The organism is Lentzea albidocapillata subsp. violacea, assembly GCF_900100275.1.
Classification (GTDB): domain Bacteria; phylum Actinomycetota; class Actinomycetes; order Mycobacteriales; family Pseudonocardiaceae; genus Lentzea; species Lentzea violacea.
This window is the reverse complement of record NZ_FNET01000005.1, coordinates 188,933-206,710: the sequence shown is the minus strand read 5'-3', so window position 1 is coordinate 206,710 and position 17,778 is coordinate 188,933. Positions and strand designations below refer to the sequence as shown.

19 protein-coding genes are annotated in these 17,778 nt (G+C 67.7%); 8 read left to right on the top strand and 11 right to left on the bottom strand.

Going from position 1 to position 17,778, the window contains the following annotated elements; all coding sequences use genetic code 11:
• Positions 1-30: 30 nt before the first annotated feature.
• Entirely contained in the window at positions 31-483 is a 453-nt protein-coding gene (locus BLR21_RS13990) for a hypothetical protein (RefSeq protein WP_176929623.1), read from the bottom strand.
• A gap of 151 nt (positions 484-634) precedes the next feature.
• Between BLR21_RS13990 and BLR21_RS42490 the strand changes: the two genes are divergently transcribed.
• Both BLR21_RS42490 and BLR21_RS13980 read left to right on the top strand, forming a co-directional pair.
• Positions 635-880, top strand: coding sequence for an acyl carrier protein (locus BLR21_RS42490; RefSeq protein WP_030474552.1), 246 nt, complete (start codon positions 635-637; stop codon positions 878-880).
• A 9-nt stretch (positions 881-889) separates the two neighbouring features.
• The gene (locus BLR21_RS13980; RefSeq protein ID WP_030474551.1) at positions 890-1,930 is read left to right on the top strand and encodes a ketoacyl-ACP synthase III family protein; all 1,041 of its coding nucleotides are present in this window, start codon (positions 890-892) and stop codon (positions 1,928-1,930) included.
• 48 nt (positions 1,931-1,978) lie between these two features.
• On the opposite strand, the gene BLR21_RS13975 is transcribed toward BLR21_RS13980, so the two are convergent.
• The gene (locus tag BLR21_RS13975; RefSeq protein WP_090006267.1) at positions 1,979-3,457 is read right to left on the bottom strand and encodes an amino acid adenylation domain-containing protein; all 1,479 of its coding nucleotides are present in this window, start codon (positions 3,455-3,457) and stop codon (positions 1,979-1,981) included.
• Between the two features lie 143 nt (positions 3,458-3,600).
• On the opposite strand from BLR21_RS13975, the gene BLR21_RS13970 reads away from it, so the two are divergent.
• On the top strand, positions 3,601-4,074 hold the full coding sequence (locus tag BLR21_RS13970) for a hypothetical protein (protein ID WP_090006266.1): 474 nt from the start codon (positions 3,601-3,603) through the stop codon (positions 4,072-4,074).
• Between the two features lie 115 nt (positions 4,075-4,189).
• On the opposite strand, the gene BLR21_RS13965 is transcribed toward BLR21_RS13970, so the two are convergent.
• From BLR21_RS13965 to BLR21_RS13955, 3 genes are all read right to left on the bottom strand, one after another.
• Positions 4,190-5,938 (bottom strand): MFS transporter, encoded by a 1,749-nt coding sequence (locus tag BLR21_RS13965; protein WP_090006265.1) that lies wholly within the window; start codon positions 5,936-5,938, stop codon positions 4,190-4,192.
• A 246-nt stretch (positions 5,939-6,184) separates the two neighbouring features.
• Positions 6,185-7,264, bottom strand: coding sequence for an acyl-CoA dehydrogenase family protein (locus BLR21_RS13960; protein ID WP_090006264.1), 1,080 nt, complete (start codon positions 7,262-7,264; stop codon positions 6,185-6,187).
• A 21-nt stretch (positions 7,265-7,285) separates the two neighbouring features.
• Positions 7,286-7,711 carry a nuclear transport factor 2 family protein gene (locus tag BLR21_RS13955; RefSeq protein ID WP_036013177.1) on the bottom strand — a complete coding sequence of 142 codons (426 nt, stop codon included), beginning with the start codon at positions 7,709-7,711 and terminating at the stop codon, positions 7,286-7,288.
• 161 nt (positions 7,712-7,872) lie between these two features.
• On the opposite strand from BLR21_RS13955, the gene BLR21_RS13950 reads away from it, so the two are divergent.
• Entirely contained in the window at positions 7,873-8,355 is a 483-nt protein-coding gene (locus BLR21_RS13950; protein WP_051768599.1) for an SRPBCC domain-containing protein, read from the top strand.
• Positions 8,356-8,432: 77 nt separating this feature from the next.
• Here the strand turns inward: BLR21_RS13950 and ilvN are convergent, their stop codons facing one another.
• Genes ilvN through BLR21_RS13935 form a run of 3 tightly spaced genes read right to left on the bottom strand, consistent with a single transcriptional unit; the run spans position 8,433 to position 11,240 of the window.
• Positions 8,433-8,699, bottom strand: a complete 267-nt coding sequence (gene ilvN, locus BLR21_RS13945; RefSeq protein WP_090006263.1) for an acetolactate synthase small subunit — start codon at positions 8,697-8,699, stop codon at positions 8,433-8,435.
• On the bottom strand, positions 8,699-10,405 hold the full coding sequence (locus BLR21_RS13940; RefSeq protein WP_256334674.1) for an acetolactate synthase large subunit: 1,707 nt from the start codon (positions 10,403-10,405) through the stop codon (positions 8,699-8,701). The genes ilvN and BLR21_RS13940 overlap by 1 nt, the downstream gene beginning before the upstream one ends.
• A 19-nt stretch (positions 10,406-10,424) precedes the next feature.
• The gene (locus tag BLR21_RS13935; RefSeq protein WP_030474542.1) at positions 10,425-11,240 is read right to left on the bottom strand and encodes an AfsR/SARP family transcriptional regulator; all 816 of its coding nucleotides are present in this window, start codon (positions 11,238-11,240) and stop codon (positions 10,425-10,427) included.
• A 429-nt stretch (positions 11,241-11,669) separates the two neighbouring features.
• Between BLR21_RS13935 and BLR21_RS13930 the strand changes: the two genes are divergently transcribed.
• Positions 11,670-12,767 (top strand): sensor histidine kinase, encoded by a 1,098-nt coding sequence (locus BLR21_RS13930; RefSeq protein ID WP_090006261.1) that lies wholly within the window; start codon positions 11,670-11,672, stop codon positions 12,765-12,767.
• 218 nt (positions 12,768-12,985) lie between these two features.
• Here the strand turns inward: BLR21_RS13930 and BLR21_RS13925 are convergent, their stop codons facing one another.
• The 3 genes from BLR21_RS13925 to BLR21_RS13915 all read right to left on the bottom strand — a co-directional run bounded on the left by BLR21_RS13925 (position 12,986) and on the right by BLR21_RS13915 (position 15,206).
• On the bottom strand, positions 12,986-13,591 hold the full coding sequence (locus BLR21_RS13925) for a response regulator transcription factor (protein WP_030474540.1): 606 nt from the start codon (positions 13,589-13,591) through the stop codon (positions 12,986-12,988).
• Positions 13,592-13,864: 273 nt separating this feature from the next.
• Positions 13,865-14,548, bottom strand: a complete 684-nt coding sequence (locus BLR21_RS13920) for an SDR family NAD(P)-dependent oxidoreductase (RefSeq protein WP_143027716.1) — start codon at positions 14,546-14,548, stop codon at positions 13,865-13,867.
• Between the two features lie 67 nt (positions 14,549-14,615).
• Complete coding sequence (locus BLR21_RS13915; RefSeq protein ID WP_090006259.1) at positions 14,616-15,206, bottom strand: TetR/AcrR family transcriptional regulator; 591 nt, start codon at positions 15,204-15,206, stop codon at positions 14,616-14,618.
• A gap of 89 nt (positions 15,207-15,295) precedes the next feature.
• Between BLR21_RS13915 and BLR21_RS13910 the strand changes: the two genes are divergently transcribed.
• From BLR21_RS13910 to lipA, 3 genes are all read left to right on the top strand, one after another.
• The gene (locus BLR21_RS13910; RefSeq protein ID WP_051768591.1) at positions 15,296-15,604 is read left to right on the top strand and encodes a hypothetical protein; all 309 of its coding nucleotides are present in this window, start codon (positions 15,296-15,298) and stop codon (positions 15,602-15,604) included.
• Entirely contained in the window at positions 15,601-16,491 is an 891-nt protein-coding gene (locus BLR21_RS13905) for an oxidoreductase (RefSeq protein ID WP_090006258.1), read from the top strand. Before BLR21_RS13910 ends, BLR21_RS13905 begins: the two co-directional genes overlap by 4 nt.
• 220 nt (positions 16,492-16,711) lie before the next feature.
• Complete coding sequence (lipA, locus tag BLR21_RS13900) at positions 16,712-17,713, top strand: lipoyl synthase (protein ID WP_090006257.1); 1,002 nt, start codon at positions 16,712-16,714, stop codon at positions 17,711-17,713.
• Positions 17,714-17,778: the final 65 nt, after the last annotated feature.

Genomic DNA, 17,778 nt, shown 5'->3' with positions numbered 1-17,778 from the left:
GGACCCGTCCCGGCTCCGTCCGTGCGCGCGCTACCCGCGAGCCATCGTGAACGTGATGGTGGACGTGCCCAGGTTCGTGCCGTCCGCGAGGAAGAACGTGGACGGGCCCGAGCTGGTGAAGTTGTCCGGTCCACTTTGGACGGCGTCCTGGTCGAAGTCGACATAGGCGAAGTAGGCGCCGTTCTCGTCGTAGACCTTCTCCCCGCGGAACTGGTAGTGGAACTTGTTCACACCGGTCGGCCACCAGCTGCCCTGCGTGGTCGTGTTCTGCTCGTTGGTGACGAACACCTTGCCGTTGGCCTTGAACTGCAGCTTGGTCGGGTGGTCGCCGTCCGTGCGGGTCACGTACCCGGTCCACGTGCCGAGCGGTGTGCAGGTCGCGTGCGCCGCGGTCACCGTGCCGGACAAGGCAAGCAGGACCACGGCGGTGATGGCCCCTGTGCGCGCGAAGAAGGCCGAACGTTTCGGAGTGAACGTCTGCATCTGTGTGGCTCCCAATCCGGGTTGCGTGCGACGGACGCGCGCAACCGTGGACGATCGTCCTCGGCCCCGGCTCCAGAACGGCTCGAACGCGCGGTTTTCCGTTGCGGCCCAAGCTCATCTCGACCCGGGTAACGCAAAGTTCTCGTTACTCATGAGCTGGCAGGAGGACGCCGTGGCCGAACGCGAGACAGAGCTCTGCGACCTGTTCGGGGAGGTGCTCGGGGTACCGGGGATCGAGCCTGACGACCACTTCTTCGATCTGGGAGGCCATTCGCTGCTTGCGTCGAAGCTGGTCAAGCAGGTCCACGAGCGGTACGGCATCCGCGTCCCGTTGCGCAGCTTCTACGAGGACCCGACGGCGCGCGCCGTCGCCAAGCACCTGGACCAGGCAGCCTAGGAGTTCGAGATGCGATGGAATGACCTGTACATCGCCGGTGTGGGCACATACCTGCCCGAGCAGGTCGAGACGGTGGACGACGCCATCGCGGCCGGCCGGTACACAGAAGAGAAGAAGGCCATGAACGGCTATCGGGAGCTGCGGGTCGCCGCTCCCGGTGAGACCGGCCCTGTCATGGCGGCGAAGGCGGGTCTGGAAGCGGTGGAGCGCTCCGGCCTGAGCCCGCTCGACTTCGGCCTGACCGTGCACGCTTCCCTGTCCCACCAGGGACTCGACCTGTGGACGCCGGCGAGTTACGTGCAGGCCAACACGGTCGGCGGCACCGGACCGGCCTTCGAGGTCAAGCAGGGCTGCAACGGCCTCATGGCCGCGGTGGACCTGGCCGCCTCGTACCTCTCTTCGCACCGGGACCTGCCGGCGGCGCTGGTGACCGCGGGCGACGCGTTCCACCTGCCCTACTTCGACCGGTGGGCGTCGGAGGAGCAGAACGTCAACGGCGACGGCGCGGGGGCGCTCGTCCTGTCGAACCGTTCCGGCTTCGCCCGAGTCCGCTCGATCCACTCGCACGCCGACTCGACGCTCGAGCAGATGTCGCGCGGCTATCAGGAGTGGACCACGGGGCCGTTCGCGGACGGCCAGACCCTGCAGCTCAACAGCGGCGTCGAGGACTTCCTCCAGAACGCCGACGTCGACCTCGACGACATGATCTCGCGCATCGGCGGCGGAGTGCGGCACTCGCTCAAGATGGCGCTGTACGAGGCGGAGATCGAACTCGCCGACGCGCGCTTCTTCCTGCACCAGCAGCTCGCGGAGACCATCGTCACGCACGGCATCTGCGGACTGCTGGGCGTCGACCGCGCCTCCACCACGTACGACTGGGCCAAGCAGTACAGCATGGTCGGCACCGCGGACATCGCCCTGGGCCTCGACCACGTGCTGGCCGAGCGTGACCCGCAGCCGGGCGACCTGATCGTCCTGCAGTCCTCCGGCGCGGGGTACGTCTGGACCGCGGCCGTGATCGAGATCCTCGAAGTTCCCTCCTGGGTCTAGAAGAACGCGAAAGAGGCGGGCTCACGAGCCCGCCTCTTTCGCATGGGTTCAGATGTAGAGCGACTTCGAGTTCCAGTCCGGTTCCGGCAGCGCCTTGCGGTCGGTCTTGCCGTTGTTCGTGATCGGCAGTTCGTCCACGACGACGAACCCGGCCGGCACCATGTGCTCGGGCATCGTCGCGCGCATGTGGGCCTTCAGCGCCCGCTTGTCCAGTTCCTCACCGGACTTCACGACCCACGCGATCAGCCTGCGGTCACCGCTGGGGTGCGCGCGGAGGCTGACCGCGGCGGTGCGGACCTGCGGGTGCTCGGTCAGCGCGTTCTCGACCTCACCCGGTTCGATCCGGAACCCGCGCAGCTTGAACTGGTCGTCGATCCGGCCGAGGAACTCCACGACCCCGTCAGCGCGCTTTCGCGCCCGGTCTCCGGTGCGGTAGTAGCGCTCACCGTTCCAGCCGCCGCGCACGAACTTCTCGTCCGTGAGGTCCGGCCGCTTCCAGTAGCCGCGCGCCACCTGCGCGCCGCCGATCCACAACTCACCCGGCTCGCCCACCGGCGCCGGCCGTCCCTCGTCGTCCACGATGACGACGTCGCAGTTCTGCACGCAGCTGCCGATCGGGACGGCGCCGCCCAGCTCCTCGTCCACGCCGATGCGGTGGCAGGTGACGAACGTGGTGGCCTCGGTGGGACCGTAGCAGTTGATGATCTGCAGCTCCGGCAGCACTTCCCGCAACCGCCGGATGTGCGGCACGGAGAGCACGTCGCCACCGGACATGATCGTGTGCAGGCCCTTGAACGCGTGGACGTCGACGTCGATCTGCCGGTGGAAGAGTGCCGCGGTGAGGAACAGGATGCTGACCTCGTTGCCGCGCAGGAGATCACCGAGTTCTTCCGCCTGAACCACACCGGGCGGCGCGACGACCAGGCGAGCGCCGTTGAGCAGGGCGCCCCAGATCTCGAACGTGGCGGCGTCGAAGGCGACCGTGGCGAGCTGCAACATCCGGTCGTCGGCGGTGATCTCGGCGTAGTTGGGATCGGTGACCAGGTTCGCGATGTTGCGGTGTTCCACCGTCACGGCCTTCGGCCTGCCCGTGGATCCCGAGGTGAACATCAGGTAGGCGGCATCCTCCGGGGCGACCCGCGGCAGCTCCACTGTGGACCCGCCGGAGAGCGCGGGCACCTTCAGCGTGGTGTAACCGGCGAAGAACCGGCCCACGACAAGGGACACCTGGGCGTCCGCGAGCATCATCGAGACCCGTGACTCGGGGTCCTCCGGGTCGATCGGCACGTACGCCGCGCCGGCCTTGAGCACTCCCAGCAGCGCGACGACGAGCTGCGGCGACCGTTCCAGGCACACCGCCACCCGGTCCCCTGGCCGCACTCCGGACTCGACGAGCTCACCGGCCAGGGCGTCCGACCACCTGTCCAGCTCGGCATAGCTCAGGGACCCCTGTTCCGCCGACAGCGCCACCGCGTCAGGCGTTCTGGCCGCCCGGCAGCGGAACGCGTCGGTCACCGTTGCAGACATGCGCCAGCTCCTCTCATTTCGCCCATCCTCCGCAACGCGCCTCGAAACCAGCTCGGGTCACAACTGGCGCTACAGGGGTGTTTGAGCTGCTCGAACAACACTCAGCGCGTCCGCTGCCCCACCTCATCGGAGGCGCATCCCCCATGAACGTCCGCAAGAAGGCACTGGCCGCCGTGGCCGCCGTTGCGCTGGCAGTCCCCGTCGTCGCCGCCGCTGGTGCCACCGCGAAGCCGAACTACGAGAACGCGCTCGTCGGCCGCTGGGACCTCACGGTCACCATCCACATCGAGGAACCGCCGCTGCTCACGCCGCTGTTCTGCGACTTCACCGCCGACTACCAGCTGCACTGCGTGACCAAGCCGGATTACCCCGACCAGCTCGAGGGCCGGGGAATCTGGACAATGGCCAGGGACGGCCAGTTCAGCTTCTGGATCACGCACCACGCCCACCGCGACGCGAACGGCAACCCGGTCGGCTCGATCAACGCGAGCCACCTCGGCAAGATCAGCACCAACAAGAAGAAGTTCAGCACCAAGGCGCACACCTACATCGACATGAACGACGGCACCCCGTGGCAGGGCCCCGTCGACATCGAGGGCGCCGCGTTCCGCATCTGAGCCTCCTCCCCCAGAAGGCCCCTCGCAGTCCGCGAGGGGCCTTCTCACGTACCGGGAACAAGCACCGAGGCCCCGGCGGATCGCCTGGGGCCTCGGGGTTTCCAGCTGGGAGGAACTACGCCTTGGCGGTCTCCTCGGAACCCTCCTCAGAGGCTTCCTCGGCCGGCGCGCCCCACTCCTCCTGCTTCAGCCAGCGAGGCAGGAAGGAGGCGAGCAGCAGCGCCAGGGCGGCGAAGCCGAAGCCGACGTACAGCGTGGTGCGGAACGCGTCCGTGAAGGACTGGCCCGCGGCCTGGTGCGAGTACTTGTCGGCGATGGCCTTGGCCTGCGGGTCGTTCTGCACCGCCGCGCACGCCGCGGCCTCGGGCTTGCCGGCGAACGTGGTGGCGGCACAGGACTGGAAGGCGCCCGCGAGCTCGGTGGCCCTGGCGTCCGCGACACCGGCGGCCACCAGTTCCTGGCGGACCTGCGGTGCCAGCGACTCCGCGTTGGCCGCGCCGTTGGAGGCCAGCGGAGCGAAGAACGCCAGGGTCACGATCGAGATACCGACCGCGAAACCGAGCTGCTGCTTGGTGTTGATCAGGCCGGATGCCGCACCCGCGTCCTTGTGCGGCACCTCCTGCAGGGCGAACAGCGCGATCGGGGTGGCGGTCATACCGAAGCCGAGGCCGATCAGCAGCAGCCCGGGCACCAGGCCCCAGCTGGTGATGCCGGGGCTGACCGTCAGCAGCATCACCGCGACACCGACGGCGATCACGACGGCACCGACCTGCAGGACGGCGCGGCCGAACTTAGGCACCAGCGCGATGACCGAGGCCGACGCGGTGATGAAGGCACCGATGCAGAACGCCAGCAGCGTGACACCGGTCCGCAGCGGCGAGAAGCCCAGACCCTCCTGCAGGTACAGGTAGAGCGCCAGCATGAACATGCCGGTGAAGCTGAACATGCCCAGCATCAGCGCGAGGGCCGCGGAGAAGCTGCGGGACTTGAACAGGCTCAGCGGCACGAGCGGCATGCCGTCCTTGCGCTGCTTGGCACGCTCGTAGGCGACGAAGCCGACGAAGCCGACGACGGACGCGGCCATCAGCACGAAGCCCCACGCCGGCCAGTCCATCTCACGGCCGAAGGTCAGCGGGAACAGCAGGGCCGTGAGGCTGAAGGTCGCGATGACGACACCGATCAGGTCGAGCCTGATGCGGCTCGGCGCCTTCGACTCGTTGATGTACTTCCAGCCGAGGACGTAGCCGATGATGCCGATCGGGACGTTGACCAGGAAGATCGTCCGCCAGCCCCAGTCGAAGATGTTCGCGGCGACGAGCACGCCACCGACGAGCGGTGCGATCGTGGCCGCGAGACCACCGATGGTGCCCTGGATGGCGAAGACCGCGCCCTTCTCCTTGTCGGGGAAGGTGACGTGGATGATCGACATGACCTGCGGGACCATCAGGCCGGCCGCGAGACCCTGCGCGAGGCGGGAGGCCACGAGCATCTCGGGGTTGGTGGCGATGCCGCACAGGAACGACGTGACGATGAAGCCGAGCACGCCGAGCTGGAACATCTTGCGACGCCCGTAGATGTCGCCGAGACGGCCACCGGTGATCAGTGTGAGCGCGAACGCGAACACGTAACCGGCGGTGATCCACTGCAGCTGCACGAAGCTCGCGCCCATGCCGTGCTGGATCGCGGGCAGTGCGACGTTGACGATGCTGCCGTCCAGCATGTCCATGAACGTCGCGACGGTCATGATGATGAACGCGATCCAGCGACGCGGATCGGCCGCCGGCGCGTCAACGACCGGAGCCGCCTGCGCGCCGGCAGTCGCCGACGGCGACTCCAGGTCGTGGTTGGTGTTGGTGGAGGTCACGATTTCTCCTCAGAGGACTTGATTTCGCTGCGCACGACAGGCGATGGCTCAGGACTACTCGGTGTGGCGGAATGCCGGTCGAGTTGAACGAGGTCCCACCTCCTGCCTGAAAGACGACTGCCGGTCGATGACCTTCAGGGTGATCCCCTCCGCTTGAGTCCCGGTCAGGTCGCGGCGGAGCGTTTCGGGCGCATGCCGAAGGCCCTGGTGCCGGGGAGGTGGGCACCAGGGCCTGTCGAATCCGGGTCAGCCGTACAGCGACGCCGGATAGGTGCGCACGGACGCGGTCTCGTACCGCAGCGCGACGTGGCTGGAGCAGCTCACCACGTCACGCCAGAACCGTTGCAGCGCAGCACCTTCCGCGAGTCCGCTGGTGCCGGCGGCCCGCACCAGGCCGCCGACCGCGTCGACCAGGACCTCGGCCGCGTAGGCGCCGTTGCGCTCGTTGCGCGCCATCGCGGCCGGGGTGAACTCGCGGTCGTCGAGCACCTTGGCGTTCTGCTGCACGAGCAGTCTCGCCGACTCGACCTGACCCGACGCGCGGACCAGGTCGAGCGCGGACGTCACGGTCTGCTTCTTCCCCGACAGCACCGCAACGCACGCGTCAAGTGCCCCCATCGCCGCACCGACGGCCGGAGCGGCGAACGTGAGGCCGCCGACCGCCTGGAACGGGACGTTGTGGCTCGGCACCGGCGACCAGCTGGTACCGGTGAGGAGAGCCGTCCGGGCGAACGACAGGTGGGACGGCACGAAGACGTCGTCCAGCACGACCGAATGGCTGCTGGTGGCCTTCATGCCGACGCTGTCCCACGTCTCGAGGACGGTGAAGTCGTTGCGGGGCACCGCGAAGAAGCGACCCTCCTCGCCGACCATGCCGCACAGCAACGCCCAGTCGGCGAAGTCCACGCCGCTGACGTAGGTCCACCGGCCGCTGAGCCGGTGCCCGCCGTCCACTTCGGTGCCCTTGCCCATGGGCGGCAGGCCGGTCACGACGAACGTGTCGGGGCCGGACGCCCAGATCTCGTCGTGGCCCTGTTCGGGCAGCAGCCCCGCGAACCGCGACGAGAACGCCGCCAGCGACGCGCACCACGCCGTGGCCGAACAGCCCTGACCCACGGTGAGGACGGCCTCGGTCAGTTCCGCGAAGGTCCCTTCCGAGCCACCGCGCCCGGCTGCGACGAAGTGCCGCGCGAACCCGGCTTCGCGCAGTGCCTCCACGACCTCGGGAGCCAGCCTGCGGGTGGCGTCGGCCTCGGCCGCGTGTTCCGCGGCGATCAGCTTCACCTTCTCCGCGGCTGCGGCCAGCCCGGTGTATTGAGCAGTCACCTCGTCACCTCCTGATGAACGTCACGCAGCCTGAACAGGCAGGTCGCGGTGAATCGTGCGGGACTTGGTGTAGAGCTTCCCGTCGATGCGCACGAGCACGTCCTCGATGGAGAAGGTCGGCTCGAAGCTGACCACGCCCTCGGCGGTCGTGCGGGTGACGAGCGACGCGTAGCTGACGTTCAGGGTGTTCTCATCGACCTCTTCGATCAGGTAGTGGTCGTTCCAGTGCCGCACGGCGACGCCCTTGTAGCGGGGCAGCGCGGCGCTGGCGCCGGCGATCAGGGCCGCCCGGCCCTCGACCTTCTCGCTCCGGTGGGCGTGGTCGGTGACCCCGTCCTCGGTGAACGTCTGGGCGTAGCCCTCCACGTCCAGCGCGTCGAGCAGCCGCATCTGCTGGGCGTAGAACGTCTGGACCTCGATGTGGACCGCAACATTGACAGGGGACACGACAACTCCTCGGTCTGCCGGTTTCGCTACCCGCGAATATGGGTGCGGCCACTGGACATCCGGTCGAGCCGTCCTGGTTCGACCGCGGTTCCAGGTGGCGTTGAGACAAGCCGGGCACGGTCTTGCGAGACATCTCCCTTTCTATTCGCGAGGAGGGCCACATGGCCTCAACTCCCGATGTCGCCAAGTCGGTGACGGTCGAGGCGACGATCGAGCAGGCGTTCGCGATCTTCGCGTCGAAGCCGATCGAGTGGTGGCCGGAGTCGCACGTGTTCGTCAAGGACCGGCAGGCCATCACGATCGAACCGTTCGTCGGCGGGCGCTACTTCGAGCGCGGTGCGGACGGCGAGGAGATCGCCTGGGGCACCATCACCGAGTGGGACCCGCCGAAGCGGCTCGTGATGACGTGGCGGGTCGGCCCCTACTGGCAGCCGATCTTCGACGACGAGAAGGCCTCGTTCATCAAGGTGGACTTCGAGGTCGTCGGCCCGACCACGACGAAGGTCACGCTGACCCACGCCGACCTGCACCGCCACGGCGACATCGCCGAGGGCATCCACAAGGCGCTCGACGGCCCGTCACCGGGCGAGACGCTGGAGACGTACGCGCGCGTCATCGAGAAGCACATCCCGAAGGCTGCCTGAGCAACCCCGGAAGTTCCTCAGGCAAACAGAGAATCGGCCGCCCCAAGCCTCCGGGGCGGCCGATTCTTCTTTGGTTCCTAAGCTCCGAGTTCGAGCACCTCGTCGTGCGTGCGGTCGACGACGTTCTTGACGTCCACGATCCGCCCGAGCTGCTTGATCAGCTGGACGACGGTGCGGCCCGCCTGCAGGTCGACGACGACGTCGAGGCGGGACAGGTCACCCTGTTCGGCCGGTGCGAGACTCAGCGACTCGACGTCGACGCCCCGGCTGGAGAACAGCACGACGATCCGCGCCAGCGCGCCGGGTTCGTTGCGCAGCAACAGGGAAAGCGAATGTCTGGTCATCACTCTTCCTCGTCGAACAGGGGCCGGATGCCCCGTGCGGCCATGATCTCGTCGTTGCCCGTGCCCGCGGCGACCATCGGCCAGACCTGGGCGTCCTGCCCCACCACGAAGTCGACGACGACGGGCCGGTCGCGGACCGCCATCGCCTCCAGGATGGTTCCGTCCACTTCGGACTGGCTCGCGCACCGCAGCCCGACGCAGCCGAGCGCGTCGGCCAGCTTCACGAAGTCGGGGTGGCGCTCGTGCGTGCCGAGCCGGGTGTTGGAGTACCGGCCCTCGTAGAACAGGGTCTGCCACTGGCGGACCATGCCCAGGTTGCCGTTGTTGATGATCGCGACCTTGATCGGGATGCCCTCGGCTGCGCAGGTCGCGAGCTCCTGGTTGGTCATCTGGAAGCAGCCGTCGCCGTCGATGGCCCACACCGTGCGGTCCGGTGCGCCGGCCTGCGCGCCCATCGCCGCCGGCACCGCGAAGCCCATCGTGCCCGCGCCACCGGAGTTGATGAACGAGCCGGGGCGTTCGTATTTCACGTACTGCGCCGCCCACATCTGGTGCTGGCCGACACCCGCGGTGTAGATGGCCTCGGGACCGGTGAGCTTGCTGATGCGTTCGATCACGTACTGCGGCGCGAGCATGCCGTCCGCCGGCCAGTCGTAGCCGAGCGGGTAGGTCGTACGCAGGCCGCCGAGGTAGTTCCACCAGTCCGTGAGATCGGTTTTCCGCGTTATGACCGCTGAGAGCGCTGCCATGACGTCGCGGCAGTCGCCGACGATGCCGACGTCCGCCTTGCGGTTCTTGGAGATCTCGGCGGGGTCGATGTCGGCGTGGATCACCGCGGCGTGCGGGGCGAACTCCGGCAGCAGACCGGTGACCCGGTCGTCGAACCGCGTCCCGAGCGCGATCAGCAGGTCGGCCCGTTGCAGTGCGGCGACGGCGGGCACCGTGCCGTGCATGCCGGGCATCCCCAGGTGCAGCGGGTGCGAGTCAGGGAACGCGCCGCGGGCCATGAGCGTGGTGACGACCGGGATCCCGGTCTTCTCCGCGAGTCTCCGGAGCTCCTGCGCCGCACCGCTGCGGATCACGCCGCCGCCGACGTAGAACACCGGCCGCTTCGACGAACCGATGAGCTGGGCGGCGTTGCGGACCTGGACCGGCGAAAGCACCGGACGCGACGGCGTGGCGAGCTTCGGCGGTGTGTAGGTCGTGGCGGTGGCCAGCACGTCCTTGGGCAGGTCCACCAGCACCGGGCCCGGCCGCCCCGTGGACGCGAGCGTGAACGCCTCGGCGATCACCCGCGGGATGTCGGCCGGGTCGTGCACCTGGAAGCTGTGCTTGGTGATCGGCAGCGTGATGCTGCGGATGTCCGCCTCCTGGAAGGCGTCCGTCCCGATCATCGACCTGGCGACCTGGCCGGTGATCGCCACGATCGGCACCGAGTCCATGTAGGCGTCCGCGAGCGGCGTCACCAGGTTCGTGGCCCCCGGCCCCGACGTCGCCATGCAGACGCCCACCCGTCCGGTCGCCTGCGCGTACCCCTGGGCGGCGTGCCCGGCGCCCTGTTCGTGCCGCACCAGCACGTGCCGGATCTTCGAGTCGTACAGCGGGTCGTACGCGGGCAGGATCGCCCCTCCCGGCATCCCGAAGATCACCTCGCAGCCGACGTCCTCGAGCGCCTTGATCAACGCACCTGCACCGGTGGTATCCACGGTTGCTCCCGAACGGATCTCAGCCCGCGAGCTGGCGCTCCAGCTGGCGAGGCGACAACGGCTTGTCGAGCGACGGCTCGGAGCTCAGGATCGCCCGCTGCAACTGACGCAGCCTTTCGGACGGCTCAAGCCCCAGCTCCTCGATCAGCGTGTCGCGCAGCGACTGGTACGCCTCCAGCGACTTCCACTGCCGTCCCGCCCGGTAGAGCGCGAGCATGTACTGCGCACACAGGTTCTCGTGCATCGGGTGCTGCGCGGTGAGCACCGACAGTTCGGACAGCAGCGACTGGTGCTTGCCCAGCTGCAGGTCGGCCTCGATGCGGGTCTCCAGCACGCCGAGGCGGCTTTCCTGCAACCGGGTGACCTCCATGCCGAGCCGGACGCCGATCTGCACGTCCACGAGCACCGGTCCACGCCACACCTCGGCGGCGCTGCGCAGCAACCTGCTGGCGGACTCCAGGTCGCCGATCTCGAACGCGCGCTGACCCGCACTCGCGAGCCGCTCGTAGCTGCGCACGTCGACGCTCTCCGGCGGAACGTCCAGCATGTAGCCGCCGTAGCGGGTCACCAGAACGTTCTTCGCGACACCGGGACCCTCCCCGGGCATGGCCGCCTCGATGCGCCGGCGGACCTGCAGCACGTACGTCTGCAAAGTCGTAAGTGCGCTGCGTGGCGGTGTCATTCCCCAAAGCTCTTCGATCAACGTGGGAACCGTGACGACGTGTCCCGCCTGCAGTCCGAGCAGCGAGAGCACCTGCCTGGGCTTCACCGCGCTCGGCGCGATCGAGACGCCGTTCTCCCGTGCCTCCAGCGGTCCAAGAACCTTGATCTCCATTGGAGCCTCCCCTGCTCAGCGGCGGACGACTTGGTCGTGCCACCAAGTTCACCTGAGCGGGGCTATCGAACGCCACGTATGCGGCCATGACTCTCGGATGGCGAACTACTGCGCCCGGCGTGAGATATTCATATACTCGGACGAACCCAAACCGTCCCGCCCGGTAATCGCACGAACACAAGCCGTGACCGCCACTCATAAATACTCGTCCATTGGCGTGACATTGAGCGGCGAGTCAATGCGACTTCGCATTCTGAACCGATTCAGTTGCCGTCCCGAACTGCCCTCGCATGTCTAGTATTCGGCCTGGGCGCGCGCCGTGCGAGGTCTTTGACCGGCGTTGACTCTCAGACTTGCTCTGGAGCCGTTGCTCTTGGGGGGCACGTGAATGCTTCGCCTGCGATACCGAGATTCCGCACGATCATCGTCGTGGTCTTCGCCGCGGTCTGCCTGACCGACCTGACCCGCGCGCTACTTCTCGCCGGCGAAGTCACCGAATTGGCGGTGTCGGTCATTGATTTAGCGGTACTTGTCCTGCTGCAAGTGTCGTATTTCCGGCCTCTGACCGCACTGCGCCGGCACCTCACACTGGCAGCCCAGGCGGCACTGCTGGTCCTGCCCTACGTCCTCTTCGGCCATTCCTGGGCGGGCGTCGCGGGCCTCGTGGCCGGCAACGCCCTGCTGGTCCTGCGCCCGCTTTTCGGCTGGTCGGTCTTCGTCCTGACCGTGGTCGCCACCGGCCTCGCCCAGGCCGTCCACGGCGAGGCGATGACAGCCACCGCGGCCACCGCCCTGCTCCTCGCGGGCCTGGCCACGGGCTTCGCGACCCACCGCGACTGGCCCGCCGCCCCCGAGCCCCAGCCAACCCCTGCCCCGGACGCTACGGCGACCACCACCCCGGACACCGCGGTCACCACAACCGCCGCCGTGACCGCCGAACGCGTCCGCGTGGCCCGCGACCTGCACGACCTGCTCGGCTACAGCCTCAGCGCCATCAAGCTCAAGAGCGAACTGGCCCACCGGATCGTCGCCGACCGCCCGGACCACGGCTGGGAGTTCATGCAGGAACACATCACCGATATATTGGATATCACCCACCACGCCCTGGCCGACGTGCGCTCCCTGGCGCGCGCCTACCGCCCACTGTCCCTGGCGGACACCTCGGACTCGGCCAAGGCGATGCTGGCGGCGTCGAATATCGACGTCCGCGTCGAACTGGCACACGACCCGCTCCCGGAGCCGGTCGAAACCGTCCTGGCCGCCGTCCTGTGCGAGGCCGTCACGAACGTCCTGCGCCACAGCGACGCCAGCACCTGCACCATCGGCGTGCACCAGCGAGGCGCCACGATCCTGCTCGACGTCATCAACGACGGCGCCGCGGGCCGCCCGGTCTCAGCCGACTGCAACGGCGTCCGCAACCAGGCCGAACGCGTCAAGGCGGCCGGCGGCACCTTCACGGCCCGCCACGTGGGCGACGGCTCGTTCCACGTCCACGCCGCCATCCCGGCCGCCGCCCCGAAGCCCTAGTTCTCCCAGGCCCCGAAGCCGCCGCCCAACCAATATATTGCCTTCAGTTCGCCCTCTCACGAACCTTTCGGCGCGCCCTCGCTCTCGCCGTTCACCTCAAAGACGATCTTCACGCACGCCGCCTGACCTGGGCCCTAGCAATGACTCTTTGGACTTCGTCGTCAAAAGAGTCATTGCAAGGGCTCAATGAAGATCAGGACGGGGCGGCCGGAGGAAGGTCAGAACCAGCCGGACTTGCGGGCGATGCGGACCGCGTCGACCCGGTTGCGGGCGTCGAGCTTGGCCGTCGCCGCCGTCAGGTAGTTGCGGACCGTGCCGACCGACAGGAACAGCGTCGTGGCTATCTCCATGGCGTCCGCGCCGTCCGAGGCGAGCCTCAGCACTTCCAGTTCACGGGGCGTCAGCGGGCACTCGTCGGTGTCCCAAGCGGAAAGCGCGAGTTGCGAGTCGATCACGCGCCGGCCGATTGACACGCCGCGAATGGCGTCAGCGAGTTCTCCAACCGGAGCATCCTTGAGAATGAACCCGTTGACGCGTGCGTTCAGCGCGCGGCGCAGAGTGCCCGGCCGGCCGAGGCTCGTGAGAATGAGAGTGCGCGTCTCCGGTGCGGTGTCGTGGATCACGGTGGCGGCGGAAAGGCCGTCCATACCGGGCAGATCGATGTCGAGCACCGCTACGTCCGGTTTGTTCTTCTCCACAGCGGAGATGATTTCGTCACCCGTCGCCACGGACGCGACGACCTCAATGTCCGGTTCAAGATTCAACAAGGCGACCAAAGCACCGCGGACCATTTGCACGTCCTCGGCTAGTAGGACTCTGATCATCCGACCCCCTTGCTTGCCCCCAGGTCACCATTTTGAGTCTTACACTCGGTGACCATGCAGGACAAGCATTGAGTCCGGCTGCGCCGAGCGTTACTCCAGATGCGCTAGGAGCAATTAATAAGGGTTATCGGCGGATGACTTGGGGTCACCACGCGCTTACAGATAGCTCAGGGACCGAATCGGGAACCGGGGCGGCTCGAGCAGTGCCCGAGCACAAAGCGGTACAAGCGATTCGGCCCCTGGAGCGAGCTCTGTTGCATGCGCGTGCGCGACTCAGCGCGTCTCGCCCCACCGCTCCAGCAGTTCCAGACCGCCGTCGACGGTGATCACCTGACCCTGGATCCACGCGGCTTCGTCGGTGCAGAGCAACGCAACGGCGTTCGCGATGTCCTGAGGCACGGTGACGCGACCTGACGGGCTCTTGATCGCGAGCCGGTCGACCAGGTCCGGGTCGATGTTCATCGGGCCGTTGTCGACGACAGTGGTGACGACGGCGTTCACCGCGACCTTGTACCAAGCCATTTCCAGCGCCAGTGTCCGGATGACGCCGTGGACCGGTGTCACCGTGTAGCCGGCGATGACCACGCGACCGCCGTCGACGAGCGCCTTGGCGAGCGGCTCCACGATGTTGAGCAACGGCGTGAGGTCCGGCGACACGGCGTGGTGGACGAACACGTCCAGCTGGCCGCGCTCTTCCTTGACCCGGTCGAGCAGGAGCCGGACCGAGTGCTCGTCGTGGATGTTGAGCTTGGTGACCGTCACCGAGCCGGGCTTGCCCGCGAGCACGGTCTTCGCGCGCTCCAGGTCGACGTTGTCCTCGTCGGAGGTCGTGAGGATGACGTGGGCGCCGTTGTCGCAGAGCTTGCTCGCGATGGCGAGACCGAGCCCGTGCGTTCCCGACGTGACAACTGCGATCTTGCCGTCGAGTCCCAGGCGCGTGCTGACAGGTTCGATCATGATGCCGACCACCTCTGTTGTCCGCGTGGTGATCGACGTTGCGCCCGGCCGCTAGGGCCGAACTCGACTACTTCTTGCGCAAACCTTCCAGAACACGCAGGATCGCTCGTTCGACCTCGCGCCCGGTGCGCTTCGGATCGGACGAGCTCGCGATGGTGCTGGCGCCCGCGGACAGTGCTCCGAACAGCAGGCGGGCCATGATCTCGACCGGAGCCTCCTCGATCTCGCCGGCGTCCACCAGCAACTGCACGGCCGTGCGGAGCAGACCGAAGCTGAACTGCTCTTCTGCCTCACGCCAGCGTTCCCAGCCCATCACCACCGGCGCCTCATGGACGATGATCCGCTGGTACTCCGGCTCCAGGCACTTGCGGACGTACGCGCGCAGGCCTCCCACCGCGGTCTCCCACGCGTCGCCGTCCGCCGTGATCAGCGCGGTCAGCGAGGAGATCGACTGGGTCTCGACCTGAGTGAAGGCCGCCTCGAACAGGGCCTGCTTGCCGCTGAAGTGGTGGTAGAGCGCGCCCTTTGTCACGCGGGCGCGTTTGACGACCTCGTCGAGCGAGGTGCCGGCGTAGCCGCGCTTGGTGAACAGGTGCACTGCGCTGTCGACGAGCGCCTGCCTGGTCGACTCCGAGTACTCGGCGCGTCGTGTTCGCACGCACGAAACGTATCTCACATACCGCCGGTACGTACCGGTGGTATGGTCGTGTCATACCGACAGTATGCGAGAAACCGGGGGTACGAGACATGGGCTGGGCAGACCACTACCGCCGCCGTGACGCGCTCGACGCCGTCCTGAGCGACGCCCGCCGCGACCCGTCCGCACCGCTGATCGTGGATCCGGACGTCTTCGGCTCGCTGCACGAACTGCTGCTGGCGCTCGACCATCGCTGGCAGAACAAGCTGACCGCCCGCATGGAAAGCGCCAGGCTGGACGGCCACATGGACGAGGACCGCGTCACCGCCGAACTCGCCGCCGAGGAGCCGGTGTTGCGAGCAGTACTCGACGCACACCTATCGCTCGGCAGTTACCGGACGGTAGGAATGACTCCATGAGTCGTTGGACCGAAGCTGACATCCCCGACCAGACCGGCCGCACAGTCCTGGTGACCGGTGCGAACTCCGGTCTGGGCCTGCGCACCGCCCAGGTGCTCGCGGCGAAGGGGGCCCACGTGATCATGGGCTGTCGCTCGGTCCAACGCGGTGAAACGGCACGGCAGACGGTCCGCGGGTCCGCCGAGGTCCTCGAACTCGACCTCGCCGACCTCAGCTCCGTGCGCACGGCGGCCGAAAAAGTCGAGGCGCTCGACGTTCTCGTCAACAACGCGGGCATCATGGCCGTTCCGAACGGCCGGACCATGGACGGCTTCGAGCGCCAGTTCGGCACCAACCACCTGGGCCACGCCGCGCTGACGTGGCTGCTGCTGCCCGCGCTGAGGCAACGTCCTGGCGCACGCGTCGTCACCGTGGCATCGCTTGCCCACCAGTACGGCTACATCGACTTCGAGGACCCGAACTTCGACCGCCGCCCCTACACCCTGCGCGGCTCGTACGGGCAGTCGAAGCTCGCCAACATCCTGTTCGCGCGGGAGCTGGAACGTCGTTCGCCGGACGTGACGTCGATCGCGGCTCATCCGGGCCTGACGGTCACGGAGCTGACCAACAACATGGCGGACTCGCACAAGTCGCTGGTCCTGCGGGTCGGCGGCAAGATCAGCCACCTGTTCTCGCAGTCCGTTGAGATGGGCGCGCTGCCGCAGCTCTACGCGGCGACGTCAGCGGAGGCGCGTGGCGGCCAGTACTACGGTCCGGACGGCTTCAACGGTTTCCGCGGCCATCCCACCATCGCGCGGATGACCGCCGCCGCTCGCGACGATCTCGCCGCGAACCGCCTCTGGGAACTCACGATCAAGCTGACCGGAATCGCTCCAGATCTTCCGTAGGGGTGTCGGCGCCCTCACGCCGGAAGGCGACGGCGGAGCCGGTCGTCACCTCCGGGCCAGGAACATCTCCAGCCCATCCGCGTTGTTCATGGTCGACGTGACCTGCGTCGGCAACAGATCGTGAACGACGAGCGCTCCACCGGGAGCCCGGTTCCGGCACTTAGCCTGACCTGGGAGAGCGTGACCCCGGACACTTGAGCGCGCAGCGTAGGGTGAGGACGTGACTGTGGTACCTGAGGGTCGGAAGCTGCTGCGGCTCGAGGTCCGCAACAGCGAGACGCCAATCGAGAAGAAGCCCCCGTGGATCAAGACGCGGGCGAAGATGGGCCCCGAGTACCGAGAGCTCAAGGGTCTGGTCAAACGCGAAGGCCTGCACACGGTCTGCGAAGAGGCCGGCTGTCCCAACATCTACGAGTGCTGGGAAGACCGCGAGGCCACGTTCCTGATCGGCGGCGAGCAGTGCACCAGGCGCTGCGACTTCTGCCAGATCGACACGGGCAAGCCCGCCGACCTCGACCGCGACGAACCCCGCCGCGTCGCCGAGTCGGTCCAGGCGATGGGCCTGCGCTACTCCACGGTCACCGGCGTCGCCCGTGACGACCTGGCGGACGGCGGCGCATGGCTGTACGCCGAGACCGTTCGCCAGATCCACGAGATGAACCCCGGCACGGGCGTCGAGCTGCTGATCCCGGACTTCAACGCGGTCCCGGAGCAGCTGGCCGAGGTCTTCGAGTCCCGTCCCGAGGTGCTCGCGCACAACCTGGAGACCGTCCCGCGGATCTTCAAGCGCATCCGCCCGGCGTTCCGCTACGAGCGCTCGCTCGAGGTGATCACCAAGGCCCGCGAGTTCGGCCTGGTCACCAAGTCGAACCTGATCCTCGGCATGGGCGAGACCCCCGAGGAGGTCACGGAGGCGCTCAGCGACCTGCACGACGCGGGCTGCGACCTCATCACCATCACCCAGTACCTGCGCCCGTCGCCGCGGCACCACCCGGTCGAGCGCTGGGTGAAGCCCGAGGAGTTCGTCCAGCACAAGGAGACGGCCGAGGAGATCGGCTTCCTCGGCGTGATGGCGGGCCCGCTCGTCCGCTCCTCCTACCGCGCCGGCCGCCTCTTCGCGCAGGCGAAGCAGAAGCGTGGCGAGGACCTCCCGGAGAGCCTCCAGCACCTGCTGACCGTGTCGGCGTCGCAGGAGATCACGAGCCTGCTCGCCCCGCGCTAGGCGGAGTGAACGGCGGAGCAACCGATATATCAGCTGGTCACCCACCCAGGGTGACCAGCTGTTTT

What these genes read in the sequence shown, in the direction of transcription:
- BLR21_RS13920 (WP_143027716.1), bottom strand. Translation starts at nt 14,548, where the DNA reads ATGATCGAACCTGTCAGCACGCGCCTGGGACTCGACGGCAAGATCGCA.
- ilvN (WP_090006263.1), bottom strand. Translation starts at nt 8,699, where the DNA reads ATGACCAGACATTCGCTTTCCCTGTTGCTGCGCAACGAACCCGGCGCG.
- BLR21_RS13925 (WP_030474540.1), bottom strand. Translation starts at nt 13,591, where the DNA reads ATGATCAGAGTCCTACTAGCCGAGGACGTGCAAATGGTCCGCGGTGCT.
- BLR21_RS13935 (WP_030474542.1), bottom strand. Translation starts at nt 11,240, where the DNA reads ATGGAGATCAAGGTTCTTGGACCGCTGGAGGCACGGGAGAACGGCGTC.
- BLR21_RS13980 (WP_030474551.1), top strand. Translation starts at nt 890, where the DNA reads ATGCGATGGAATGACCTGTACATCGCCGGTGTGGGCACATACCTGCCC.
- BLR21_RS13910 (WP_051768591.1), top strand. Translation starts at nt 15,296, where the DNA reads ATGGGCTGGGCAGACCACTACCGCCGCCGTGACGCGCTCGACGCCGTC.
- BLR21_RS13905 (WP_090006258.1), top strand. Translation starts at nt 15,601, where the DNA reads ATGAGTCGTTGGACCGAAGCTGACATCCCCGACCAGACCGGCCGCACA.
- BLR21_RS13950 (WP_051768599.1), top strand. Translation starts at nt 7,873, where the DNA reads ATGGCCTCAACTCCCGATGTCGCCAAGTCGGTGACGGTCGAGGCGACG.
- BLR21_RS13990 (WP_176929623.1), bottom strand. Translation starts at nt 483, where the DNA reads ATGCAGACGTTCACTCCGAAACGTTCGGCCTTCTTCGCGCGCACAGGG.
- BLR21_RS13970 (WP_090006266.1), top strand. Translation starts at nt 3,601, where the DNA reads ATGAACGTCCGCAAGAAGGCACTGGCCGCCGTGGCCGCCGTTGCGCTG.
- BLR21_RS42490 (WP_030474552.1), top strand. Translation starts at nt 635, where the DNA reads ATGAGCTGGCAGGAGGACGCCGTGGCCGAACGCGAGACAGAGCTCTGC.
- BLR21_RS13975 (WP_090006267.1), bottom strand. Translation starts at nt 3,457, where the DNA reads ATGTCTGCAACGGTGACCGACGCGTTCCGCTGCCGGGCGGCCAGAACG.